Below are 23,408 nucleotides of genomic sequence, written 5' to 3'. Positions count from 1 at the left end.
CCCCGCCCCCGCCGGGGATCTCGCCGATCATCGCGAAGCCGTCGAACTGGCGCCCGGCGTCCACTGGATCGGCGCGCTGGATCCGACCCTGCGCAGCTTCGACATCATCCTGCGCACCGCCAACGGGACCAGCTACAACGCCTATCTGGTGCGTGGCGAGACGGGCGTGGCGGTCATCGACACGGTCAAGGCCGGGTTCGCGGATGACTTCTTCGCGCGACTGGAGTCGGTCGCCCGCTACGACGAGATCCGCGTCATCGTGCTCAACCATCTGGAGCCCGACCACAGCGGCGCGCTGCCCGAGCTGATGCGCCGCGCCCCGCAGGCGCGTCTTTATATCTCGACCCGCGCGCCCGGCATGCTCAAGGCGCTGCTCAAGCCACACGAGGACCAACCGCTGGAGTTCCAGACCGTGGGCACGGGTGACGAGGTCGACCTGGGCGGGCGGACGCTGCGCTTCCTGCACACGCCCTTCCTGCACTGGCCGGACACCCAATGCACCTACCTGGTCGAGGACGGCGTGCTCTTCTCGGGCGATGTCTTCGGCTGCCATCACTGCGATGGCCGGCTGTTCAACGATCGCTGCGGCGATTTTCGCTTCGCCTTCGACTACTACTACGCCCACATCATGCGGCCCTTCAAGACGCATGTGATGAAGGCGCTCAAGCTGATCGAGCCACTGCCGCTCAAGATCATCGCGCCGACCCATGGCCCTATTCTGCGCGACCGGCCGCGACGCTATCTGACCCGCTACCGGGAACTTTCAAGCGCCAGCTTCACGGAACGGCTCGACAGCGACCAGAAGACCCTGATCGTCTTCTACATGACCTCCTACGGCAACACCGCGCGCATGGCCGAGGCGATTCGCGCCGGGGCCGAGGAGCAGTCCGGCGTGCGCGTATCGCTCTACGACCTGGAGGGCGGCGAGCTTCAGCCCTTCGTGGATCTGATCGAATCGGCCGACGCCCTGGTGCTGGGCTCGCCCACCATCAACGGGGACGCGGTCAAGCCGATCTGGGATCTGCTGTCCTCACTGGCGGTGATCGATCTCAAGGGCAAGCTCGGCGCCGCCTTCGGCTCCTACGGCTGGACCGGCGAGGCGGTGCGCATGATCGAGGACCGGATGCGCGGACTCAAGATGCGGGTTCCGCTGGCCGGTCTGCGCATCAAGCTCATTCCCACGGACGAGGAGCTGGAAACGTGCCGAGCCTTCGGGCGCGCACTGGCCGCGGCCATCCAGGGTACGGATACCGACAGGGTCGTGGATCTCGCCGACCTGGCCGAGCCGGACGCGACGGTCCGGTCCATCACGCGAAGCCCCCAACGACCGACAACCGACAACTGACAACCGACGACTGAAAACTCAAATAGGAGTCCAACATCATGGCGAAAGCCAAAATCACCTTCACGGATATCGGCCAGACCGTCAACGTGCCGGCCGGCACGCGGGTCATCGAGGTCTCGGAGAAAATCGGCGCGGGGATCATCTACGGCTGCCGCGAGGGCGACTGCGGAACCTGCATGATGCATGTCGAGGAAGGCTGGAACAATCTGACCGAGCCCTCGGTGCTGGAGGAAAAGGTTCTGCGCGAAAACATGGCCAGCCGTCACGACCGGCTCGCCTGCCAGGCCCAGATCCTCGGCGACTGCCGCGTCAAGCCGGCCTGATTTCCTGATTCATACGGAGAAACAACGTGGCCCTCGTAACCTTTTCGAATCCCGAATACAAGGACAAGACCGTCTACGCCGTGGCTGGAAGCCACACCGAAACCCTGTTGAAGCTCGCCAAGGAGCACAAGATCCCAGTCCATCACGATTGCCAGGACGGCGAGTGCGGCAACTGCGTGGTGCGCGTGACCAGCGTCGACAGCAAGCCGGCCATGGGCTATCACCTGACCGATAAGGAAATCACCGTGCTGCGCCATCTGGGCAAGCTGACCAAGGACGACATCGATCGTCTCGCGGTCGACGACATGCCGAGCGAATGGCGCCTGGCCTGTCAGATGATCGTGCGCGACGAAGACATCCTGGTGGAGTACTGATCGTGTCGACCCTGGCCCGAGACCTGACACGGGAGGTCGATCGCATCTTCGCCCGCTTGATGGTCCGCGCGGCCGGGGACGGCAATGACCGAGCCTTCGCGAGCATGATCGCGACGCGCGCCGCCGGTGGCGGCGCGCTTCCGGCCTGGCTCGGACTGGACCTGAGCGACTTCCATCGGCTGATCGCCCATCATTTTCCCGGCGTTTCGCCCGACGTGCTCTCCGCGACGGACGGCGGCTCGCCCCTCATGGCTAACCGGCTGGACGAGCGCGAGGAGTTGATCCGGCTTTTGCTCGACCATCGCGCGCACCAGTCACTCTCGGAGACCTGGATGGCGCGGACGGTCGCCGCCGGCTGCATGGCGAGCGATCATCTGTGGCATGACCTCGGACTCTGGAACCGCGCCGAGCTGACCGATCTGATGCGTCGCAACTTCCCCGAACTGGCCGCGCGCAACAGCCGCGACATGAAGTGGAAGCGCTTTCTGTACAAACAGTTGTGCGAGTCGGAAGGCGTCTATCTGTGCCGCGTGCCATCCTGCGCGGTCTGCGTCGACTATCAGGTCTGTTTCGGACCCGAGGAGTGAAGGCATTCTCGCCAACCTGACAGAGGAGATCCTCCGGGAGCGCGCCATCGCGGCCTATCTCGGGCTGGCGATCGGCGATGCCCTTGGGGCCACGGTCGAGTTCATGACCCCGCGCGAGATCCGCGATCAGCACGGCGAGCATCGCGACATCATCGGCGGCGGCTGGCTGCGGCTGCGCAAAGGGCGGGTGACCGACGATACCGAGATGAGCCTGGCCCTGGGTCGGGGCCTGCTCGATGCCGGAGACATCGACGCGCGAACGATCGCCGATGCGTTCAGCGACTGGATGCACACCAAACCCGTGGACATCGGTCACACGGTCAGGCGCGGCATCAGCCTCTATCGCCGCGCCGGAACCACCGAAGTTCCCGAGAACGAATACGACGCGGGCAACGGCGCCTGCATGCGCACCCTTCCGATCGCCCTCTTCACCCTGGGCGCCCACCCGGACGCGATCGACAGGGCCAACCGGATCCAGGCGCATGTCACGCATCACAACGCCCTGGCCGATGCCGGCACCTTCACCGTGATCCGCATGGTTCAGACCGCCATGCTCGGCGGCTCCAGACACGAACTGGAGAAACTCGCCGAAACGCTCGTAGCCACGCACCCAAGCTATCGCTTCGACCGCAAGCGAACGGAGAATCCGGGCGGCTATATCGTCGAGACCCTAAGGGCAGTCTTTCAGGCCCTGTTCGCCACGGCCGGCTTCGAGGCCGCCATGATCGACGTCGTCAATCGCGGTGGCGACGCGGATACCACCGGCGCCATCCTCGGTATGATCGCGGGGCCGCTGTATGGAATCGCCAGCCTTCCTAAACGCTGGCTCAGGACGCTGGACAAGCCGACGCTGGAAGCCTGTAGAGCCCAGGCCATCGAGCTGCTGACGGCATCCCCCATCCTTGCCCACCATACGGACCGCGCCGTTCACACTTCTTGCCCGCTCGGCGGCTAAGCTACGGGGACAGCATCGCCGTGAGGCCTGACGCCTCGGACCCGCTGGGCCAGGTGACGTCCAAGCCATGGAATCCCACGAGGGATCCCTGTATCCTTCCGGCCCTTTCGAGTCTAGTGCTCCACATTTTCAGACTCCCAGGATCCCGATCGGAATCCTTCCGACGGCTTCATGCCTCACCCAGGATAAGACAGCGCGACACTGGGAACCGTCGACTTGCAGGTCTCTCCATGGAACCCGTGCTTGATTGCGTCTTTATCGAAACCACGACGGCCTGTACACGCCGCTGCCACTTCTGCACCCATCACTACATCGACATCGTTCCCCATTTCATGAACGAGGGTCTTTTCCTCCGGATCATCGACGAGCTTGGCGCGATGGATTTCTCGGGACGTCTCGCCTTCTACATGAATGGCGAGCCACTGCTGGATCGGAGACTGGAGCGCTGGCTGACGATCGCCAAGCGGCACTGTCCGCGGGCGCTCAACTTCATCAATACGAACGGCGATCTGCTCACGACCGAGCGGGCCACCAGCCTCTTCCAGGCCGGCCTGGACGCCATGAAGGTCAACTCCTACAGCCAGAAAGCGGCCGAGAAACTCGTTCGGCTCAAGCACGAGTTGCCGGACCCGCAACGGCGCAAGATCCATCACGCGGACGCGAGCGCCTTCACCGGCTGGTCGAGTCGCGGCGGCGTCGTCAAGGGCGGGGCGGAACGCGAGGGTCGCTATCCGGGCCTCCTCTGTCCCAGGCCATTCCGGCAGCTCTACATCACGGTGACGGGCCGCGTGGCCCTCTGCTGCACCGACGACCAATGCTGGCATCCGATGGGTGACGCGAACGTCGATCGTCTCGCGGACATCTGGAACGGCCCCGATTTCGCGGCTGTCCGCGCCGGCTTTCATCGGGGTGGACCCGTCCCGAGCCTCTGTTACAGGTGCGATCTCGACCCCGGCTACCAAGAGGTGAGCGAAGTCAGGACGCTCTTTTCCCAGGGCGATTCCCAGGACAGTCCGCGCCCGACCGAAAGGTCCGGAACCGGATAGGATCGACAGGACGCTTCAAGATTTACAGCACTAAGAACATAGCCTTATAAACCCCACCCATCCCGCCGGATCCTGTTGATCCTGTCCATGACCGGGCGGATCAAGGGTGCGGGGTTTCCTGGAAATCGCCAGAGAGGCCGTGAAAGGATTCAATCCGGTTAGCGGTTAGCCGAAGAAGCGGCTCAGGGTCTTGCTCAGCCAACCCTTGTTCATGAACTTGCCGGCGACCCGCGCGTAATCCCGGTCGTCGTTCTGGATGTGATTGGTGAGCCAGATCTGAAGCTCCGACGTCAGCTTGCGCGTGACGTCCTTGCCGCTTTCGTGCTGGGCGACGTAATTGTCGATATGCGTCACGAAGGCGTCATGCACCCGTTTATGGGCCTCGGTCAGCGGATAGCCCGCCTGCCTCATCAGATCCTCTTCGAAGGCGAAATGGGTGCGGGTGTAATCGACCATCCCCAAGAGCACGCCGTACACCTTGTCCCGGTCGTTGCTGCGTCTTACGGTGTCCAGCTCGTTGAGGTAATCGATGATCCGGCGGTGTTGTCCATCGATGACATCGATGCCGACGGAGAGGGAGGGACTCCAGGTCCAGTAGCTCATGGCGACTATCCAGCGCTGCGAAGTAAAGGTGAAGGGTGAAAGGATTCCTATCGTCTTGGAAATTATCACGAACGCCCGCCTTCGGCGCGGCACGACCTCGCGGGTTGTGGCCTAGACCACACTTTGGACAGGGGATATGGGCTCGCCCGTCGAATCCCGGCCACCCGGTCGAGCCGACGGGCGCGTGGCCAGGCGCTACTCAGGCTTCTTGATCGACGACACCCGAGGACAGCCAGGCGAGCAGGGCTTCATAGAGGATGTCGGGATCCACCGGCTTGGCGAAAAAGGCATTCATTCCGGCCTCCGAACAGCGTCGGCTGTCCTCGGGAAAGGCGTTGGCGGTCATGGCCAGAATGGGAACCTCGCTCCAGCCGGGGAGATCGCGAATCCGACGGGTCGCCTCCAATCCATCCATTTCCGGCATCTGGACGTCCATCAGCACCAGGTCATAGCGTCTTCGCAGGGCTTGTTCGAGCGCGTGCCCGCCGTGCTCGGCCAGATCCACCGCGAGTCCGGCCTCGCTCAGAAGCTCGCGCAGCACCTCCTGATTGATCGGATTGTCCTCCACCACCAGGACGCGCCGGCCCCGATGGTCGCGCGCGAGAGTCTCCCTGGCCTCGAACGCCGCCGCCTCCGGGGAGCTGTTCCCGGCCGGCTCGGAGCGCTTGCGCAGACGCGCGGTCAGCCAGAAGCGGCTACCCTGCCCCGGCGCGCTCTCGACGCCCGTGCCGCCACCCATCATCTCCGCGATCCGCCGCGCGATGGCCAGACCCAGACCGGCGCCGCCGTACTCCCTGGTCGTGGATCCATCGGCCTGCTCGAAGGGGCCGAAGAGCCGCGATTGCAGCTCCGCGGCGATACCGATGCCGGTGTCCACCACGTCGAAGCGGACCAGTAGATCCTCGGGCGTTTCCTCCAGGACGCGCGTGCTCAGCCGGATCGTGCCCCGCTCGGTGAACTTGATCGCATTGCCCAGATAGTGCAGGAGCGCCTGCCGCAAGCGGGTGCTGTCGCCGTTGAGGACCGTCGGAAGATCCCCGTGATCGACGAGGTATTCCAGTCCCTTGGCCCGCCGCTTCTCGTCGATCAGGGTGCCGATCTGAGCCAGCAGATCGGCGGGCGAGAAATCCACCAGCTCCGAGGAGAGTCCGCCGTTCTCGATCCTGGCGAGATGCAGGATGTCGTTGATCAGGCCCAGGAGGTGATTGGCCGCGCCGTTGATCTTCTCGATGCGCTCAAGCTGTCTGGCGTCGGAGAGTTCCCGGCTCAACAGATGGGAGAAACCCATGATGGCGTTCATGGGGGTGCGGATCTCATGGCTCATATTGGCCAGGAACTGGCTCTTGGCGCGGCTGGCGGCCTCGGCCTGCTCCAGCGCCAGGCGCAGATCCGCCGTGCGCTCGGCGACCCGGTGTTCCAGCTCGGCGTTGAGCTTGAGCAGCGCCTGTTCGCGCTGACGCAGCAGAACCTGGGAGCGCGCCCGCAGCCGCAGCACCTCCGGATTAACCGGCTTGGGAATGAAATCCGCCGCGCCGGCCAGCAGGGCGTTGGTCTCGCTGTCGAAATCGCTGTTGGCGGTCATGCAGATCACGGGCAGATCCCGGAGTTCGGGATCGGATTTCAGGCGCCGGCAAACCGTGTAGCCGTCCATCTCGGGCATCATGACGTCGAGCAGGATCAGATCGGGCTGGGCGCCCTGACCCAACCGCGCCAGCGCCTCCTCGCCGGACAGGGCGAACTCGGAGACGAAATCCGGGGCCAGCGCCCGCGCCACGATTCGAATGCTGGCCGGGTCATCGTCGACGATGAGTACCCGCGCGGTGGAACGTTCAGCCATTCGCATGCCTCACAATGAACTAAGAACGAATCATCCGATTACCTGGGAGCCCTGGCTCTGGCTCGTCGCTGTCAAGGTTGATGCCTGCCGATTCAAGGGTTCCCACGTCAACTCAAGCCGTTCAAATCCTGGTCGAGCCGGGCCAGCGCCTCCTCGAAACGCAGGGTGCTGATCGCCTCGGTCAGCGCGCGCGCCGACGCCTGTCCCAAATGGCTGGCGAGCGCCGGCCGCAGGGTCTCGATCAGGTCGAGCGCGGACAGATCCCGGCTGGCCAGCGCCGCGCGCAGCGCCGCGAGCGTCTCGGGTTCGAGCGGGCGATCCTCGCCCTGGTCCGGATCGCTCGCCTCCGATGACTCCCGCCAGGGCGCGATGGCGGCCAGCAGCGCGCTCAGCCGCGTCTCGAAGTCCTCGATCAGTGAATCGACATCCCCTGTCTGACCCAGGATCGCGGACTCCAGCGCGAGGGCGGCGCTCACCAGATTCTGGGCGCCGATGTTACCGCCAATGCCGCGCAATTGATGCAACCGAGTCGACGCCCTGGACACCTGGCCGTCGGCCAGATCCAAGCGCAGGGATCGCGCCGTATCCGCGTGGGCGGCGGCGAACTGACTCAGCAGTCCAAGGAAAAAGGGCCAGTCGTGATCGAGCAGGCGCGCCGCCCGCTGGGTGTCGAGACCCTGAATGTCCGGAAAATCGGTCTCGACCGCTATCGCCGTGCCGGGTATCCGGGGGTCGGATGGGGGTGACTCCATTGGGGATCTGGGCTTGGTCCAGCGCCGAAATAACCGGACCATGTCCTCCAGGTCCGCGGGCTTGGCCAGGAAATCGCTGAATCCAGCCTCAAGCGCCTCCTGGCGCTGTCCGTCCAGCACCCCGGCGGAGAAGGCGATGACCGGCAGCTCGGTCAGGCCCAGTTCTCGGCGGATCGCACGGGTGGCGGCGAGCCCGTCCATCACCGGCATCTGGATGTCCATGAGCACGGCGTCGGCGTCGCGCGGGTACTGTCTCAGATAGTCCAGGACCAGGCGTCCATCGGGGAAGGGGATGGAGCGGGCACCCTCGCGCCGCAGCACCCGCTCGACGACCTCCCGATTTATCCGACTGTCGTCCACCACCAGGATGCCGAGCCCGGCCAGTCGCGAACCTGTCGCACCATCCTGACGCGGCGCCTCGGCGGGCTGGGGCTCTTGGTCGCTGGACCAGACGAATGACGCCTCCAGCCAGAAGGTGCTGCCGGTTCCGACCTGGCTGTCGAAACCGAAGTCCCCGTCCATCAGTTCCACCAGTTGCTTGCTGATGGAGAGCCCCAGCCCGGAGCCACCGAACCGGCGCGAGATGGTCCCGTCCGCCTGGGTGAAGGGCTCGCAAAGGCTGGCCAGGCGTTCGGGGGGAATGCCGATGCCGGTGTCCGCGACCTCGAAGCGCAGACGGATCCCGCTCGCGCTCGCCCCCTTGGGGATGACGTCGACCCGAACCTCGCCCTGCTCGGTGAACTTGATCGCATTGCCGATCAGATTGACCAGGATCTGCTGGAGCCGCCGCGGATCGCCGAGCAAGGCGCGATCGAGACCCTCGGGTATCGCCAGGCGCAGGACCAGTCCCTTGGCGTGGGCCATCGGTCCCATGAGGCTGTGAACATGGGCCAGGATCGCGACTGGCGTGAAGGGGCGTGTTTCCAGGCGGAGTTGTCCGGCCTCGATCCGGGAGAAATCGAGGATATCGTTGATGATGTCGAGCAGCGTGCCTCCGGCGGAGCGAATCTGCCGCACCATGCGCGCCTGATCGGGTGGCAGCGGTTCCTGCTCCAGCATTTGCGCCAGGCCGAGCACGGCGTTCATGGGCGTGCGGATCTCGTGGCTCATGTTGGCCAGGAATTCGGACTTGATCCGCGCCGCCTGCTCGGCCTCTTCCCTGGCCCGCCGCAGATCGGTCACGTCATAGAAGGTGGCGAGATACTGATCATCGAAACGCCCGCCGAGCGGGGTCGCCGTGACCATGACCGTGCGGATCGTACCGTCCTTGCATTGGATCTCGAATTCCAATGGATCCAAGGTTCCGCTTTCGACCTGGATCGTCTCCAAACGCTCGCTCCAGGCTCGTTGGACCCATTGGCGATAGCTCGGATTGGGGTAGGCGAGCGACCACCAGTCCGGCAGGGTTGGGATCTCCAGGCGCCCGTAGCCGAAGGTCGCGACGAAGGCGGGGTTCAGATCAGCGATCCCGTGCCTTGCCTCGCAAATGGCCAAGGGCACCGGCGAGACATCGAAGATGGCGCGCGCCCTCGCCTCGCTCGCCTGAAGCGCGAACTCCGCCTCCTTGCGCGCGCTGATGTCGGAATGGGCGCCGATGACCCGCCGAGGGCGACCATCCGGGTCGCGGCTCACCACCAGGCCGCGATCGAGCACCCACTTCCAGGCGCCGTCCTTGCAGCGCATGCGATGCTCGCTGGTATAAACCGGCGTTCCGCCATCGAGATGGGCCTGGAGCGCGGCCATCACACCCGGTTTGTCGTCCGGATGGACACGGGTTTCCCAGGATTCGAGACGGTTCTCGATCTCGTCCTCCGCGAATCCCAGCATGGTTTTCCAACTCCTGGACAGTAGAGCGCCGCCGCTCTCCACGTCCCAATCCCACACCCCGTCGCCTGGGCCTTCCAGCGCGAACTTCCAGCGCTGCTCGCTTTCGCGTAGCGCCACCTCGGCGAGTCGACGCTCGGTCACGTCGACATAGACGATCACCACGCCATAGTCCGGATGACCGGCAGGCATGGCGCTGACCGAGATCCAAGTGACGCCCCGTGGGCGGACGATGCCCATCTCCACGTCGCGCACGGGACACCCCTCGACCATGGCGCGGACACTGGCGTACTCGCTCGCGGGCATGATCGAACCATCCGGACGAATGATCGACCATTCCCGGCCATCGTAGTCGCGGCGCAGGTGCTGCTCGCGGGTGATGCCGAGGAGTTGTTCCGAGGCTGGGTTGCAGTCCAGGATCCGCCCCGAGGGATCGGTGATGGAGATCCCGACCGGCAGCAGCTCGAAGATGGTGCGCAGTTTGGACTCGGAGGCGGTCAGCTCGGCGGTGCGCGCCGCCACCAGGTTCGCCAGATCCGCCTGATCGGACTCCAGGCTGTCCAGCCGGCGCTCCGACTCGGTCACGTCGCGCAGACTGACGATCAGGCCACGCACCTTGCCATCCTCGATGAAGGGGTATTGGTGCGACTCGAAATAGCGCGGATGTCCGGCTCCATCCCGGCCCGACACATTGAAATGACGCGGCTCGCCCGCCAGGGTCGCCAGCAGATGCGGTTCGATCTGGGCCAGGATCTCCGGACGCTCCACCTCGCGCACCAGACGTCCCCTGATACGCTCCGGCGTGGTTCCCTGTAGCTTGGCGTAGGCGGGGCTGACGACCTGATACCTGAGATCGCGGTCAACGAACATGAGCATTTCCTTGGAGTGCTCGACGATCCGCCGGTAGCCCTCCAGCTCCAGTTCCGCCTGACGTTGGGCGGTGACCTCGATCCCCACGCCGCCGACGAAGCGGCCACCGGCGATGTCCTCGAAGGGAAACTTGAGCGTCTCCCACTGACTCGGCGCACCCTCCTCGGGGAGAAATCCGTCGCTGAACGGATGGACTGGATTCACCGTCGGTACGGACGGGTCATCGGCGACACAGGTCGCGGCGAATTCCGACGGCCAGAGATCGAAATCGGTCTTGCCCCGCACGTCCGCGAGACGCCACCCGAAGCGCCGCTCGAAGGTGCGGTTGACATAGAGATAACGGTTGTCCGCGTCCTTGATCCAGGCTAGGGCGGGGCTGTGGTCCATGAACAGCCCGAACAGTTCCTCGCGCTTGCACCGGCGCGCCCGCGCGACTCGACGATGTTCGAGGATGGCGGTCAACACGGCGCCGAGGCCGAGACCCAGCGCGAGCAGCCCCCATGGCCAGAGGCTGGGCGGATAGGCCCCTGGCGCGGGGATGGCGCGCAGATCGAGGCGACGATCCGCCAGCTCCAGGGTGACACGATGCTCCAGGGCCGAATGTTCGAAGGCCGCCGGGCCCGGCGTCGCGCTCGATCCGGACGCGCCGGAGCGATGCGCATGGATCCAGCCCGCGTCGCCTGGAATGGCGCTGTCGGTCAACAGCCAATCGAGACCAGGCGTGTGGAACGAGGTCAGCGTCTCCTCCATCAGATCGCGCGCGCCGAGGACGCCCACGGCGAAGCCATCCAGGTTCCGGCGCCGCTCCTCCGGGCTATCGCCCAGGGATCCCTGGCGGGCCTGGGGGACGAACACCAGGATCAGGCGCTGGGATCCGGTCTCCGCCGTTCGCGTGCTGGCGGCTGGCCGACCGCTGTCCCTGGCGCGCTCCAGGGCGGCTCGGATCGCCGGGTCGGCGCCCAGGTCATGGCCGAGGGCGAGGAGTTGGCCGTGCGCCGGCGCCAATCGATAGACCGGGAAGTATTCCGGGCGTCGCGCGGCCTGGACCAGGCCGCCATCGACGTAGTCGCCAATGTGGAAGCCGGTCGCCCCTTCCGCGCGTACCCCGGCCTCGAAGCTGGTTCGATCGCTGTCCAGGATCCGGGGGAGCCACGCCAGGGTATGACGGCTTTGGACTTGACTCCGAAGGGGATCGGCGAAAAGGGCGAAGGCTCGCGGATCGACCTCGGGCGAGGCACCGTGAAACTGGGCCAGCGCCCGCGCCTCCGCGAGCAGGCCATCGAGCTGGCGCTGGATGGTCTGGGCCTGGACCGCGACATCCTCTTGAAAGCGCGCCGCGCGGGTTCGCTGGTCCCACTCCCCGGCAAACCAGTAGACGGCCAGGCTTCCCAAAAGAGCGACCGCCGGCGTCAGCATCGCGGGCCAGCGAGCGCGCCAGTCGCCGAGTGGAAACGGGGAAATGGGAGGCGATTTGGTCGAGGGAATCACCGTCGCCTCGCGAAACTCGTGGATTGACCGGCCTCGGATTCTACGATGCGTTGACGGTTAAGTAACGCCTGATGGGAAGGACGCGCGGGCGCGCGGGCCTATCGGGTCATCGCCCGGAGGCGGTCTCGCCTGGCTCGGGCGCTTGGATTTCGGCGAAATCCGTCCCACCGACCGGCCTGAGCCAGATCGATTCGCCATTGCCGCGCTTCATGTCGAGCACGGCGTCGCGCGGGAGATCGCGGACCTCTCGCGTGATGACGTCCATGACCCAGCCGTGGGTGATCACCAGCACGCGCCCTCCCGCGTGCCGCTCGGCGATCGCGCGCAGGCCCGCGATGACCCGATCCGCGAAATGATCCATGGACTCGCCCTCGGCGAAATCGCAGGTCGGACAGCGTCTCAGGATCTCGCGATGCAGGTCCGGATACAGCCTGAACACATCATCCTTCGGCATCCCCTGCAGCCGGCCGAAATGCCGTTCCTTCAATCCCTCGCAGGGGAGGGGCGAGGGCAGGCCCCAGGTCGCGGCGATGATCTCGGCCGTTTCCAGCGAGCGCTGCAAGGGGCTGGAGCAGATCGACGAGAAATTCGCGGGAGTCAACGCCTCGGCCAGCTCGCGGGACTGCCTTCTTCCGTTCTCGTTGAGCGGCACGTCGATCCAGCCCTGCAGGATCCCTGCGATATTCCAATCGGTTTCGCCGTGGCGGGTCACGCAGAGCTCGGTTGGGGTCTTCATCCTGTCTCGGGCCGTCAGAGGGATGGGCGCCCGGAAGGGTGCGCGACGCCTTGACGCCTCGCCCTTCCGGGCCATGGGAAGAAGCGGTCAGAATTCCAGCCTGAAGCCGGCGCTGATCGCGTCGTAGCGGACGTTGTCGTAACCCAGGAGGCTGTTGTAGGAGAGGAACGCGGAGCGGCCGTTGGCGAACTGCGCCGAGACCCCGAGACCCAGCTCGAAATAATCCGGATCCGGCTTGGTGGTCAGGATGTAGAGCGGCTGCTGGTTGATGTCGTTGACGAAGGTCGCCCCGACCCGCTCCTGATCGTCGCGATACTCGTGGATCCAGGCCAGGCGAAACTGCGGCTGGATGACCCCGCTGGTGTGGCTGATGGCGCGCGCGATCTGAAAGCCCAGCTCGGAGCTCAGGGACTCATAGGTTTGGGAGTCGACCGAGAGGGCCAGGCCGCCGGCGTTCATGCCGGGGTTGGACATCCGCTCGCGATAGCCGTCGACGTCGTTGTTGACGTAGTTCAGCCGCGCGGACGGGGTGATCGACCAGGCGTCGCGAAACAGACTGTAGCCGGCACCGATATTGAAGTTCCAGAGCGCGGCCTCGGGATCGGAGGCCGCGATCTGATCGGTGACCGCCGAGTCCAGGGTGTAATTGATCCGACGCTTGAGCGAATAGTCGTTCTGGGAGTAACCCAGGGCGCCGTCGATGAAGAAGCCATCGGGCAGTGAGTAGGAGGCATAACCGATCAGCCCCCAGGACTCGCTGTCCATGTCGCCGCGGTTGCGATCGAAATCGAAATCGCCCTCGCCGTAGCGCAGCGCCAGACCGCTGACCAGACGGTCGTCGAAGCGGTAGTCCAGGCCGCCCAGGAAGGACCAGCGGTTGAACTCGTAGCCGGTCTGGTAGGGCGTCTCGTCCTCGTCGCCGCTCGCGGAATCGAAGGTGACGAAGGCGCCGAAGGGACCGTTGGCGAGATCCGCGCTGGCGCCCCCGCCCGTCCCCTCGGCGAAGCTGTCGTTCCCGGCATAGAGAGCGGCGTCCGTGCCCTGATGCTCCGCCAGGCGGATGCGTTGCAGCCGACCGTGAACGGCGCTCACACCGAGCGCCGCGAGCCGAACCGCCGAGGAGTTCTGGGCATTGACCTGATCGGCCGCCAGTAGGCCCAGCGCATTGGCGGAGCTGGCCGGATTGTTGAACGAGCTACCGACGAGCCGATTGCAGTCCTCTTGAAACCGCTGATTCTCGATCGACCCCGAGCGCGCGTTGCTTCCCGTGATGCAGGTCTGGTAGACGGCCTGTCCCAGCACGGAGCCGTTGACCGTCGTCGTGGCCAGGGCCGCCGCGTAGCCGGGTGGCGGCTCGGACGGCAGAGCGGTTTGAGCGAGCGCCGCGCCCGAACAGGCCAGGAGCGCGCCGCATGAAAGGACGACGGCCCGATTCGGGGCCTGGGCGCGGCGCTCCCATGGGGCCAGATGGACGTCATTGGGCTTCGGGACGGACGGGCATGAGCGATCGGTCTGCACGTGAATTCCTCCGGTATGAAAGCTGGGACCTAGACGGCCCCTTGGTCATTTGGCGCCGTTCCTGGCGGACTTCATCCCCAAGGCGCGGATCGCGCCAGGTCGATTCTCGCCGCTCCGGGCCGCGAACGCATCCCGTGCCGGCCCGCCGGTCTCCCGAACGCCAGCCTTGGCGCTTCATTCCGAGCCCCAATCGAACCAGACCAATCTGACCCGATCGGCTCGAATCGAAATGGTCCGGACCCTCCTCGCGCTATCAGATCTACCAATCTTTACTTATAAAACAATAACTTAAAGAATTGGCAAGGCTTCTGCAATGGGAAGATCACCCAAACCCCGGCGCGCTGGCACCGCCCTCCGCCGCCCTTCCCCGACCGACGATAACGAGGAGACCACCATGAAACCGACCCTGAAGCAGACCCTGACCCTTGCCGCCGCGCTTGGCCTGGGCCTTGGCGCCCTGCAAGCCGATGCCGCCGCGCGCTTCGGCACCGGCTGTCAGTCCGATTACCAGAATAACTGGCAGAACGAGCTACCGCATGTCTGGAAGCGTTGCGGCTGGTTCAACGACGAGTTGGATGACACCGATTACAAGATCTTCTACTACAACCTGCACAACGCGAAGTGGTGGTGGGAGACCGGCGGCGACCAGATCACGCTCGATAACGTCAATCTCTTCTACTCCAGCACCCACGGCGGCGGCTGGTCGGACAAATCCGTGTGGGCCATGTGGGACGACGGGATGCTCGCGGAATCCACCAGCATGCGTCTGGGCGACGAATCCTATGGACTCAGCATCCTCGCCACCTACGCCTGCGAAACACTCAAGTTCAACGACGGCAAGATGTGGACCCGCATGGGTCCGATCTTCCGCGGCGGTCTGCGCATCGCGCTCGGCAGCCACGACAAGCTCTACGACTCGCTCACCACGGACGAGACCGGCGAGGACTTCGCCGACAACATGCAGAAGAGTCACACCCTCAAGTACGCCTGGAAGGATGCCAACTCCGACTGGGCCACCAGCCAGGACGTGACCGTCATGGCCACCGGCAGCAGCTCCGCCGACTGCGCCAGCCGCCGCGACAACATGAAATGGCAGAATTACAACTCCTACGGCCGGCTGCGCGATGGCGACATCAATTACTACTGCTACAGCTATTGGAACAACCTCTGATTCCAGCGCGTTCCGTTCCAGATTCAACCAAATCAACCGCGAGAAGACGACCATGACCACCAAGACCACAACAGCCAAGACCGTCGCCCCGACCCTGTTGGCCATGCTGCTGTTCGGTGTCGCGCCACTGACCCTGGCCGCCGACTACCCCGAGCGTGCCGCCTTCGGAGAACGCGCCGCCGCCGTCGGCCTGGGCGTCGACAGCCTGAACCTTTTGAAGCGCCAGCCCGGCCCAGGTGCCGAGCCTACCGCCGCCGTCCTGCTGGAGCGTTTTCACGGCCGTCTGCCGGGCGTTTCCACCAGCGACCGCTTCAACCGCGAGGTCACCGAAAAGCAGACCTCCCTGATCAGCGAGGAAGGCTGGTACCTGAACGTCAACGCCGACGGAACCAGCGTGCGCTATCGCAACTATCCCTATCTGGAGAAGACCGCGCATCTCGCCCGTCCGGTGGAGGAGCGCTTCCAACCCCATGAACTGGAGAGTCTCGGTCGCGACTTCATCGCCAAGCATCTGGACGGACTGATCAAGCTCGGCAAGAACGAGGATCTGGTGCCCTACTTCAGTGAGTTCGAGATCAGCGGCGGTGGCGCCTCGGCGGACGGCGCGTCCATGGACCCCGAACTGGTCCAGGCCAGCACCATCGTCTTCACGCGGGTCATCAACGGACAGCCGGTTCTGGGCGGCGGATCCAAGATCGCCGTCATCTTCGCCAACGACGGCGAGCCGGTCGGCTTCGACTACGACTGGCCGAGCTATGTCCAGACCCGCTCCAGCCAGAAGATCCTACCGCTCGATCAGATCCGTCGACGCGGTGTCGATTACTCCAAGTTCAACCCGGATGACGCCGAGGTCAAGGAGCGTGGTTTCGAGTGCGGCTACATCGATTTGGGCGCCCGCAAGCGCGACCCAGACGCGGTGATTCAAGCCGGCTGCATGCGCCAGGCCATCCAGAAGACGATCGTCGACCCCAAAACGCACGCCGAGGATGAAGGTTCCGGTCATATCCTCAAGAGCAGCCTGGACTTCCTCCCCGCCGGCGAGACGGTCGAGACGGATCGGGTTTGGGAACTGGCCCGCAAGCCGGTCGTCGACCTGACCAAGGTCACCAGGGAATAGACCCCGAGGCCGACGGCAACCGGAGAGCGGCTGAACGACAGCCGCTCTCGCCGTTTCCCCAGCGTTAGCCGGCCTCGCCACGGGCCGACCTTCAAGCCTCCAGACGCCAATTCATCGAGGGATACAGCGATGCCTACCACCTTCCGCCTCTGGCTTCCCGCCGTCCTGACCCTGGCCGCCGCCACTTGGATGTTCTGGCCGATCGAAGGGGAGCGGTCCCCATCGTCTCAGCCCGCGACCCACGGTACCTCCACCCCGCCCGAATCCCGGAGCGAGACGGTGGCGCGACCGCCGAGAACCGCCCCCACCGAGCGAGCCCCGAAGTCCGACACCCTCGTCCGCGCCACGCCAGCCAGCCGGGGCCGGGAGGTCCGCCCCGAGCCTGAAGTCACCGAGATCCCAGAATCCTTTCCCCTGGACGAATGGGCCTGGCGCGACGCCGAAGCCGATGAGGCTGGACTGGAGCCATTCCTGGAGGATCCGACCGCCCTCTCCGCCGAGCCATCCGCCGATCCCTGGGGCGGCGCATGGACCGACCAGGGCGGACAGCCTTGATGCGCCAGTGGTCGGTATCTGGCTTGATTCGACCTCGCGACTCAGGCAGGGAACCCCAATGACCAGAGCGCATGGAGGCCGAATCCGATCACCAGCAGTCCCGCGACCCGGCGTACCCAGGCGCGCTCGGCGATCCGTGCCGCCGCGCCGGCCAGCAGGGCGAGGCCAAGCAGATTCGGCAGGGTGCCGATGCCGAACATCAGCATGAGCCGGGCGCCATCGAACGGATCGCCGGTCGCCACCGCCGTGATCAGTACGCTGTAGACGAGTCCGCAGGGAATCCAGGCCCAGATGAAGCCGATGATGGCGGCCTGCCCCAGCGTCCGGACCGGTAGGAAGCGGCGCCCGAGCGGTTCCAGTCGCCGCCAGAGACGGGCGCCCAGACGCTCGACCCCAGCCAGCAGTCGCCACCAGCCGGCCAGGTAGAGACCCAGCAGGATCATCATCAGGCCAGCCAGGCCATGGAGGATGTGCTGCATCGTCCGCAAGGCATCGAGCTGAAGGAGCAGGGCGCCGAGCCCACCGAAGAGGGCGCCCGCGAAGGCGTATCCGGCAATCCGCGCCAGGTTGTAGGTCAGTTGATACGGCAGCATCCGCCAGGGGTCGCGTCGGATCCCGGCGTCCAGTCCCAGGGTCAGTGAACCGGCCAGCCCCCCGCACATGGTCAGACAGTGAACGCCTCCCAGTAGCCCGACCACCAGGGCGGTGAAGTAAACTTGGGGCTCTGTTGCCAACATCATGGAGATCTCCGGGGCCAAGACCCGAGGGGCGAGGCCAGGAGGCTCCACCGATTGCCTATTCCAATGTCGCCGACGGGACTATCTCGATGCATGCTGACCAACGTGAGTTCATGGATTTCGCCACCGAGATCGGGGCCTTGAAATTTGGGGATTTCACGCTGAAATCCGGTCGCCGGAGCCCCTATTTCTTCAACGCCGGGCTCTTCGCCTCGGGCCTGCGACTGGCCCGGCTCGCGCGGGCCTACGCGCATGCCATCCTGAGATCCGGGGTCGCGTTCGATGTACTCTATGGCCCGGCCTACAAGGGCATCCCGCTGGCCGCCTCGACCGCCGTGGTCCTGGCGACCGAGCAGGCTCGGGATACGCCCTACGCCTTCAATCGAAAGGAGGCCAAGGACCATGGCGAAGGCGGTCTGATCGTCGGCGCCGCGCTGGAGGGCCGGATCCTGATCATCGACGACGTCATCACCGCCGGCACCTCGGCGCGCGAGTCGGTCGAGATCATCCGCTCGGCCGGGGCTGTTCCAGCGGGCCTGGTCATCGCGCTCGATCGCCAGGAGCGCGGACAGGACGCGCGTTCCGCCGTGCAGGAGGTCCAGGATAGCTTTGGCATCCCGGTTCACGCCATCCTGACGATGACGGACGTCATCGACTATCTGGAAGAACGACCCAATGACAAGGGCCTCCTGGAGGCCATGCGGAACTATCGGTCAAGCTACGGAGTATGAAATGGCCTTGCTCGCTCATCGCGCCACCCATCGACCATCCCCGAGGATTGCGGTCCTCGCGCTTATTCTGACCCTGGGCTCCATGGGCTGGATCGGCCTCGGCCAGGCCCAGCCGCAATTGTACCGTTGGGTCGACGAGAAGGGAGAGGTCCACTACACCGACCAGGTGCCCCCCTCGCAGGCCGACAAGGCCCGCACGCGACTGTCCGAGGACGGCGTGACCGTCGAGTCGGTTCCGCGCGCCCCGACCGAGGAGGAGATCGAGCAGGCCAGGGAGGAGGAGCGCCGACGGGTCGAGGAGGCGAAGCAGCGAGCGGATCAATTGGCCGCGGACGAGAAGCTCTTGAAGACCTACCGCACCATTGAGGATCTGGAGCTTTCCCGCAATGGCAAAATCGCCGCGATCGAGTCGCTCATCCAGGTCAAGCGCGATGGCGTGCGCGCCGAGACCCAGAATCTGCTGAAGATCAACGCGGAGCTGAAGGCGCTGGAGGGCGCGGGTAAACCCATCCCCACGGATCTGATGGACAAGATCGACCTGTCCGTGGTCCGAATCCGCGAGGGTTATGCCGAGGTCGTCGACAACGAGTATCGCAAGCAGGACATTCGCAACGAATTCGAGCGGATCGTGACGCACTACCGAAAGCTCAAGAGGCTCCCGCCTGCCGAGGAGCCGAAGGATGACGCCGAGGCCGTCCTCAAGCTATCGATCCTGGTGAGCTGCAAGGGCGAGGAGCAATGTCTGCGTTACTGGGAGCGCGCGGTCGGCTATGTGCGCAAGCACTCCGACAAAAAGAAGGAGGTCGCGGGGACCGGACTCCTGATCGCCTTCCAGCAGGATGATCGCGAGGATCGCAGCCTGACCCTCTCCTGGACCCAGAAGGGACCGGATCGCCCCGTCCATCTCTACCTGGACGTCCAGTGCAAGAACAAGCTCACCGCCAGTCTCTACTGCGTCAACCCCACGATTCCGCAGATCCGCGACGGCTTCCAGGAATCCGTGGTTCTGGAGGGCGAGGAAGGGGGTTAGAACCGCCAGGCGTCGGCGCTTCAAGCCTGGCCGGGATTCATCCGCCGAAGCGATCGGTTTGGTCGTCGGCGGTTGAACTCAACGCCCCCGGATCAGGGTGCCCACGCCGGTATCGGTAAAGAGGTCGAGCATGACCGCGTGCTCGACACGCCCGTCGATGATGTGGGCCGATTTCACCCCGGAACGCACCGCGTCGATGGCGCAACCGATCTTCGGCAGCATGCCGCCGCTGATCACCCCGTCGGCGATCAGGGACTCGACCCGTCCGATATCGAGCTGCGTGATCAGCTCGCCCTCGGCATCGAGCAGGCCGGCGGTGTTGGTCAGGAGCAGCAGCTTCTCGGCCTTGAGCACCTCGGCTATCTTGCCGGCGACCAGATCGGCGTTGATGTTGTAGGAGCGCCCGTCCTCCCCCACACCGATGGGCGCGATCACCGGGATGAAATTGCCCTTCACCAGCATGTGAACGATCGCCGGATCGATGCTCTCGACCTCGCCGACATGGCCGATGTCGATGATCTCGGTGGCCTGTAGTTCCGGGGCGTCGCGCTTGAGGAACATCTTGCGCGCCCGGATGAGATCGCCGTCCTTGCCGGTCAGCCCAACCGCCGAGCCGCCGTGCCGGTTGATGAAGTTGACGATCTCCTTGTTGACCAGACCGCCCAGGACCATCTCGACCACGTCCATGGTCTCGGCGTCGGTCACCCGCATCCCCTGCACGAACTCGCTTACCTTGCCGAGCCGCTTGAGCAGCGAGCCGATCTGCGGACCGCCGCCGTGCACGATCACCGGATTGATGCCGACCAGCTTCATCAGCACCACATCGCGCGCGAAGCCCTGCTTGAGCGTCTCGTCGACCATGGCGTTGCCGCCGTACTTGATCACCATGGTCTTGCCCTGGAAGCGCCGGATATAGGGCAGCGCCTCGATCAGGACGTGGGCGATGGTTTGGGCATGTTCGGTGGGAAGTGACATGGCGGGCAGGGTCTCCAACATGACTGGGATATTCAGTTGTCAGTTTAGCTTAAGCTATTGTTTATTTGCATTTTTTATGCGAAATAGGGCTTGCTATCGGGTGGACGTCAGTTTGTGCCCGTATGCCCGAATCCGCCCTCGCCGCGCTCGGAAGACGCGAATGCCTCGACCACCACCAACTCCGCGCGCAATACCGGAACCAGGATCAGTTGGGCGATGCGCTCGCCGATCTCGATCCGGAAAGGCCTGTCCCCTCGGTTCCAGCAGGAGACCAGGAGCGGCCCCTGATAGTCCGAATCGATCAGGCCGACCAGATTGCCGAGCACGATTCCATGCCGATGGCCGAGTCCGGAGCGCGGCAGGATCATCCCGGCGACGCCGGTCTCGGCGATATGCACCGCCATGCCGGTCGGCAGCAGCTCGCAGCCGCCCGGCGGTAGCTCCAGGGGCGCTTCCAGCATGGCTCGCAGATCCAGTCCGGCCGAACCATCGGTGGCATGGGTGGGCAGCGGGAAGTCGCGACCCAGGCGCGGATCGAGAATCTTGACCTCAAGTCGGTGTGGCATGGCGTTCCAGATAGCGTTCGACGATCAACAGGGCCAGCTCGCGCGCGAGCTGGGTCTTGCCCCTCATGGGCAGTTCGCGGCTCCCGTCCTTCCAGATCAGGGTCAGGGCATTCTCGTCACGCTCGAAGCCGCCGCGCGCGCCGCCGACATGATTCGCGGCGATCAGATCAAGCCCCTTGCGGACCAGCTTGTCGCGCGCGTATTCCTCGACCCGATCGGTCTCGGCGGCGAAGCCGACGGTGAAGGGCGGCGGTCGCCGGGCCGCGACCTCCGCGAGGATGTCCGGGTTGCGCACCAGCCTCAGGGTCAGCTCGCCGGCGTCCTTCTTGATCTTCTGGCCGAGCGGTTCGGCGGGGCGATAGTCCGCGACCGCCGCCGTCGCGACGAACAGATCGCAGTCGGCCGCGCGCGACAAGACCGCGGCGTGCATCTCCAGGGCCGTCTCGACGCAAACCTGCTCGGCGACGCGCGGCGCGGGCAAGGCCGTGGGGCCGGAGACCAGAACCACGCGCGCGCCCAGATCGGTCAGCGCCTCGGCCAGCGCGAATCCCATCTTGCCCGAGCTGCGATTGCCGAGAAAGCGCACCGGATCGAGCGGCTCGCGGGTCGGTCCGGCGGTCAAAAGCACCCGCGCGCCCGCGAGCGGCGCGCCGGTCGGCGGACGGATGATATCGGCGATCTCCAAGGGCTCCAGCATGCGGCCCGGACCGACGTCCCCGCACGCCTGCCCGCCCTCGGCCGGTCCCAGGATCTGGGCGCCGCGCGAGCGCAGGATATCCAGGTTTCGCTGGGTCGCCGGATGTCGCCACATCGCCTGATTCATGGCGGGGGCGAGCGAGAGCGGGGCCTCGGTCGCCAGGGCCAGGGTCGTCAACAGGTCGTCGGCGATGCCCGCCGCCAGCCGGGCCATCAGATCGGCCGTGGCCGGCGCGATCAGCAGCCGATCCGCCCAGCGCGCCAGCTCGATGTGTCCCATGCCGGCCTCGGCCGCCGGATCCAGCAGCGTGGTGCGCACCGGATGGCCGGAAACCGCCTGGAAGGTCAGCGGACCCACGAAGGCGGTAGCCGCCTGGGTCATGACCACGCGCACCTCGCAGCCGCGCTCCTTGAGACGCCGGGTGAGATCGACCGATTTATAGGCGCTGATGCCACCGCCGACGCCCAAGACCACCCGTGAGCTATTCCGCCGAGCCATGATCGAATCGTGTATCCTTGGGCTGTTTATTGGCCCGTGAGTGTAACCGATGCGCCTGAAGGACGCCGCCGGAGGCGTTCCTCCATCGGCGGATCACAACCCGATCCCCCCGCGCAGGAGACCATCATGACGATCAAGGATTGGCCGGAAGACGAACGGCCCCGCGAAAAGCTCCTGGAACGGGGCGCCGGCGCCCTGTCCGACGCCGAACTGCTCGCGATCTTTCTGCGCACCGGCATTCCGGGCAAGAGCGCGGTCGACCTGGCGCGCGACCTGCTGGCCAGCTTCGGGGGAATCGCGGGACTGCTCGCCGCCGACCGCCGTCGCTTCTGTGACGGCAAGGGACTCGGTTCGGCCAAATACGCCCAACTGCAAGCGGTGCTGGAACTCAGCCGCCGTTACCTGCTCACGCGCATCAGCGACCAGGACGTACTGACCAGTCCCGAGGCCACGCGCGATTATCTCAAGATGCGGCTCTACGGCTCGCCACACGAAATCTTCGCCTGTCTTTTCCTCGACAACCGTCATCGCATCATCCGGTTCGAGGAATTGTTCCGGGGCACCATCGACGGGGCGAGCGTGCATCCGCGCGAGGTTCTGCGCCGCGTACTCGAAACCAACGCCGCCGCCGTGATCTTCGCGCATAACCACCCATCGGGCGTGGCCGAGCCTAGCCAGGCGGACCTGTGCATCACCCAGCGTCTCAAGGACATGCTGGCCCTGATCGATGTCCGGGTGCTCGATCACATCATCGTCGGAGACGGCGAAGGAACCTCTTTCGCCGAGCGCGGATTGCTCTGACCGAAAACCGAACGGATGCTTGGCCGGGAAACCCTGACCACGGCGTCCGATGTCGACGGTCAGGAAATCGCGTCGATACCGCCTCCAACCTCCCCATCCCGCGTCCATCAATCGTTTCATCAATTCAAGAACCCTTCCATCCCTGGAACCGGATGCCGGAAGGATGCCGCGCGACATCCGCGTCGCGCGCGTCGATCCGAGCCCAGTACCCCAGCTTCTTTCCATTCGTCTGTGGCAAAGACTGGGTTCGGGGTATGCTCTTCCTTTAGTCA

General features: G+C 65.2%; 21 protein-coding genes. 12 read left to right on the top strand and 9 right to left on the bottom strand.

Translation table 11 applies throughout. The features are described from left to right. From CKO27_RS12235 to CKO27_RS12210, 6 genes are all read left to right on the top strand, one after another. The coding region (locus tag CKO27_RS12235) for an FprA family A-type flavoprotein (protein ID WP_200375176.1) at positions 1 to 1,345 on the top strand (1,345 nt) is incomplete at its 5' end. Positions 1,346 to 1,383: 38 nt separating this feature from the next. Further along, positions 1,384 to 1,668, top strand: coding sequence for a 2Fe-2S iron-sulfur cluster-binding protein (locus CKO27_RS12230; RefSeq protein ID WP_091331790.1), 285 nt, complete (start codon positions 1,384 to 1,386; stop codon positions 1,666 to 1,668). Between the two features lie 26 nt (positions 1,669 to 1,694). Beyond that, entirely contained in the window at positions 1,695 to 2,042 is a 348-nt protein-coding gene (locus CKO27_RS12225) for a 2Fe-2S iron-sulfur cluster-binding protein (protein WP_200375175.1), read from the top strand. A gap of 2 nt (positions 2,043 to 2,044) precedes the next feature. Continuing rightward, positions 2,045 to 2,629, top strand: coding sequence for a nitrogen fixation protein NifQ (locus tag CKO27_RS12220; protein WP_200375174.1), 585 nt, complete (start codon positions 2,045 to 2,047; stop codon positions 2,627 to 2,629). Next, entirely contained in the window at positions 2,601 to 3,584 is a 984-nt protein-coding gene (gene draG / locus CKO27_RS12215; protein WP_200375181.1) for an ADP-ribosyl-[dinitrogen reductase] hydrolase, read from the top strand. The genes CKO27_RS12220 and draG overlap by 29 nt, the downstream gene beginning before the upstream one ends. 230 nt (positions 3,585 to 3,814) lie before the next feature. Next, entirely contained in the window at positions 3,815 to 4,630 is an 816-nt protein-coding gene (locus CKO27_RS12210; RefSeq protein WP_200375173.1) for a radical SAM/SPASM domain-containing protein, read from the top strand. A 165-nt stretch (positions 4,631 to 4,795) separates the two neighbouring features. Here CKO27_RS12210 and CKO27_RS12205 read toward each other — a convergent pair whose 3' ends face one another. The 5 genes from CKO27_RS12205 to CKO27_RS12185 all read right to left on the bottom strand — a co-directional run bounded on the left by CKO27_RS12205 (position 4,796) and on the right by CKO27_RS12185 (position 14,258). Continuing rightward, entirely contained in the window at positions 4,796 to 5,233 is a 438-nt protein-coding gene (locus CKO27_RS12205; protein WP_200375172.1) for a bacteriohemerythrin, read from the bottom strand. Between the two features lie 199 nt (positions 5,234 to 5,432). Next, positions 5,433 to 7,070, bottom strand: a complete 1,638-nt coding sequence (locus CKO27_RS12200) for a response regulator (protein WP_200375171.1) — start codon at positions 7,068 to 7,070, stop codon at positions 5,433 to 5,435. 107 nt (positions 7,071 to 7,177) lie between these two features. Further along, positions 7,178 to 11,932 (bottom strand): PAS domain S-box protein, encoded by a 4,755-nt coding sequence (locus tag CKO27_RS12195; RefSeq protein WP_200375170.1) that lies wholly within the window; start codon positions 11,930 to 11,932, stop codon positions 7,178 to 7,180. Between the two features lie 178 nt (positions 11,933 to 12,110). Further along, positions 12,111 to 12,740: a histidine phosphatase family protein gene (locus CKO27_RS12190; protein ID WP_200375169.1), complete on the bottom strand. Its 630-nt coding sequence runs from the start codon at positions 12,738 to 12,740 to the stop codon at positions 12,111 to 12,113. An 87-nt stretch (positions 12,741 to 12,827) separates the two neighbouring features. Continuing rightward, complete coding sequence (locus tag CKO27_RS12185; RefSeq protein WP_200375168.1) at positions 12,828 to 14,258, bottom strand: autotransporter domain-containing protein; 1,431 nt, start codon at positions 14,256 to 14,258, stop codon at positions 12,828 to 12,830. Between the two features lie 394 nt (positions 14,259 to 14,652). Here CKO27_RS12185 and CKO27_RS12180 point away from each other — a divergent pair, with 394 nt between their 5' ends. The 3 genes from CKO27_RS12180 to CKO27_RS12170 all read left to right on the top strand — a co-directional run bounded on the left by CKO27_RS12180 (position 14,653) and on the right by CKO27_RS12170 (position 17,101). Further along, positions 14,653 to 15,429, top strand: a complete 777-nt coding sequence (locus tag CKO27_RS12180; RefSeq protein ID WP_200375167.1) for a DUF6345 domain-containing protein — start codon at positions 14,653 to 14,655, stop codon at positions 15,427 to 15,429. 52 nt (positions 15,430 to 15,481) lie between these two features. Continuing rightward, a complete protein-coding gene (locus tag CKO27_RS12175) occupies positions 15,482 to 16,546 on the top strand; it encodes a hypothetical protein (protein ID WP_200375166.1) in 1,065 nt (354 codons plus the stop codon). Between the two features lie 129 nt (positions 16,547 to 16,675). Next, the gene (locus tag CKO27_RS12170) at positions 16,676 to 17,101 is read left to right on the top strand and encodes a hypothetical protein (RefSeq protein ID WP_200375165.1); all 426 of its coding nucleotides are present in this window, start codon (positions 16,676 to 16,678) and stop codon (positions 17,099 to 17,101) included. Between the two features lie 41 nt (positions 17,102 to 17,142). On the opposite strand, the gene CKO27_RS12165 is transcribed toward CKO27_RS12170, so the two are convergent. Continuing rightward, on the bottom strand, positions 17,143 to 17,838 hold the full coding sequence (locus CKO27_RS12165; protein WP_200375180.1) for a sulfite exporter TauE/SafE family protein: 696 nt from the start codon (positions 17,836 to 17,838) through the stop codon (positions 17,143 to 17,145). Positions 17,839 to 17,927: 89 nt separating this feature from the next. Here CKO27_RS12165 and pyrE point away from each other — a divergent pair, with 89 nt between their 5' ends. Together pyrE and CKO27_RS12155 are read left to right on the top strand one after the other, a co-directional pair. Further along, positions 17,928 to 18,569, top strand: a complete 642-nt coding sequence (pyrE, locus tag CKO27_RS12160) for an orotate phosphoribosyltransferase (RefSeq protein WP_200375164.1) — start codon at positions 17,928 to 17,930, stop codon at positions 18,567 to 18,569. 1 nt (position 18,570) lies between these two features. After that, positions 18,571 to 19,599, top strand: a complete 1,029-nt coding sequence (locus CKO27_RS12155) for a DUF4124 domain-containing protein (protein ID WP_200375163.1) — start codon at positions 18,571 to 18,573, stop codon at positions 19,597 to 19,599. 78 nt (positions 19,600 to 19,677) lie between these two features. Here CKO27_RS12155 and argB read toward each other — a convergent pair whose 3' ends face one another. The 3 genes from argB to coaBC all read right to left on the bottom strand — a co-directional run bounded on the left by argB (position 19,678) and on the right by coaBC (position 22,335). Beyond that, complete coding sequence (gene argB / locus CKO27_RS12150) at positions 19,678 to 20,574, bottom strand: acetylglutamate kinase (RefSeq protein ID WP_200375162.1); 897 nt, start codon at positions 20,572 to 20,574, stop codon at positions 19,678 to 19,680. 107 nt (positions 20,575 to 20,681) lie between these two features. Continuing rightward, positions 20,682 to 21,140 (bottom strand): dUTP diphosphatase, encoded by a 459-nt coding sequence (gene dut / locus CKO27_RS12145; protein ID WP_200375161.1) that lies wholly within the window; start codon positions 21,138 to 21,140, stop codon positions 20,682 to 20,684. After that, on the bottom strand, positions 21,124 to 22,335 hold the full coding sequence (gene coaBC, locus CKO27_RS12140; RefSeq protein ID WP_200375160.1) for a bifunctional phosphopantothenoylcysteine decarboxylase/phosphopantothenate--cysteine ligase CoaBC: 1,212 nt from the start codon (positions 22,333 to 22,335) through the stop codon (positions 21,124 to 21,126). The genes dut and coaBC overlap by 17 nt, the downstream gene beginning before the upstream one ends. Positions 22,336 to 22,461: 126 nt before the next feature. Between coaBC and radC the strand changes: the two genes are divergently transcribed. Further along, the gene (gene radC, locus CKO27_RS12135; protein WP_200375159.1) at positions 22,462 to 23,136 is read left to right on the top strand and encodes a RadC family protein; all 675 of its coding nucleotides are present in this window, start codon (positions 22,462 to 22,464) and stop codon (positions 23,134 to 23,136) included. The last annotated feature ends 272 nt before the right edge of the window (positions 23,137 to 23,408 follow it).

This window comes from Thiocystis violacea (assembly GCF_016583575.1).
In the GTDB taxonomy this organism is placed as follows: Bacteria; Pseudomonadota; Gammaproteobacteria; order Chromatiales; family Chromatiaceae; genus Thiocystis; species Thiocystis violacea.
This window is presented reverse-complemented; position numbering and strand designations above follow the sequence as displayed.

Coding starts and splice junctions, on each gene's coding strand:
- CKO27_RS12180 (WP_200375167.1), top strand. CDS start 14,653: ATGAAACCGACCCTGAAGCAGACCCTGACCCTTGCCGCCGCGCTTGGC.
- CKO27_RS12190 (WP_200375169.1), bottom strand. CDS start 12,740: ATGAAGACCCCAACCGAGCTCTGCGTGACCCGCCACGGCGAAACCGAT.
- coaBC (WP_200375160.1), bottom strand. CDS start 22,335: ATGGCTCGGCGGAATAGCTCACGGGTGGTCTTGGGCGTCGGCGGTGGC.
- dut (WP_200375161.1), bottom strand. CDS start 21,140: ATGCCACACCGACTTGAGGTCAAGATTCTCGATCCGCGCCTGGGTCGC.
- CKO27_RS12205 (WP_200375172.1), bottom strand. CDS start 5,233: ATGAGCTACTGGACCTGGAGTCCCTCCCTCTCCGTCGGCATCGATGTC.
- radC (WP_200375159.1), top strand. CDS start 22,462: ATGACGATCAAGGATTGGCCGGAAGACGAACGGCCCCGCGAAAAGCTC.
- CKO27_RS12230 (WP_091331790.1), top strand. CDS start 1,384: ATGGCGAAAGCCAAAATCACCTTCACGGATATCGGCCAGACCGTCAAC.
- pyrE (WP_200375164.1), top strand. CDS start 17,928: ATGCATGCTGACCAACGTGAGTTCATGGATTTCGCCACCGAGATCGGG.
- CKO27_RS12175 (WP_200375166.1), top strand. CDS start 15,482: ATGACCACCAAGACCACAACAGCCAAGACCGTCGCCCCGACCCTGTTG.
- CKO27_RS12200 (WP_200375171.1), bottom strand. CDS start 7,070: ATGGCTGAACGTTCCACCGCGCGGGTACTCATCGTCGACGATGACCCG.
- argB (WP_200375162.1), bottom strand. CDS start 20,574: ATGTCACTTCCCACCGAACATGCCCAAACCATCGCCCACGTCCTGATC.
- CKO27_RS12210 (WP_200375173.1), top strand. CDS start 3,815: ATGGAACCCGTGCTTGATTGCGTCTTTATCGAAACCACGACGGCCTGT.
- CKO27_RS12170 (WP_200375165.1), top strand. CDS start 16,676: ATGCCTACCACCTTCCGCCTCTGGCTTCCCGCCGTCCTGACCCTGGCC.
- CKO27_RS12155 (WP_200375163.1), top strand. CDS start 18,571: ATGGCCTTGCTCGCTCATCGCGCCACCCATCGACCATCCCCGAGGATT.
- CKO27_RS12165 (WP_200375180.1), bottom strand. CDS start 17,838: ATGTTGGCAACAGAGCCCCAAGTTTACTTCACCGCCCTGGTGGTCGGG.
- CKO27_RS12195 (WP_200375170.1), bottom strand. CDS start 11,932: ATGCTGACGCCGGCGGTCGCTCTTTTGGGAAGCCTGGCCGTCTACTGG.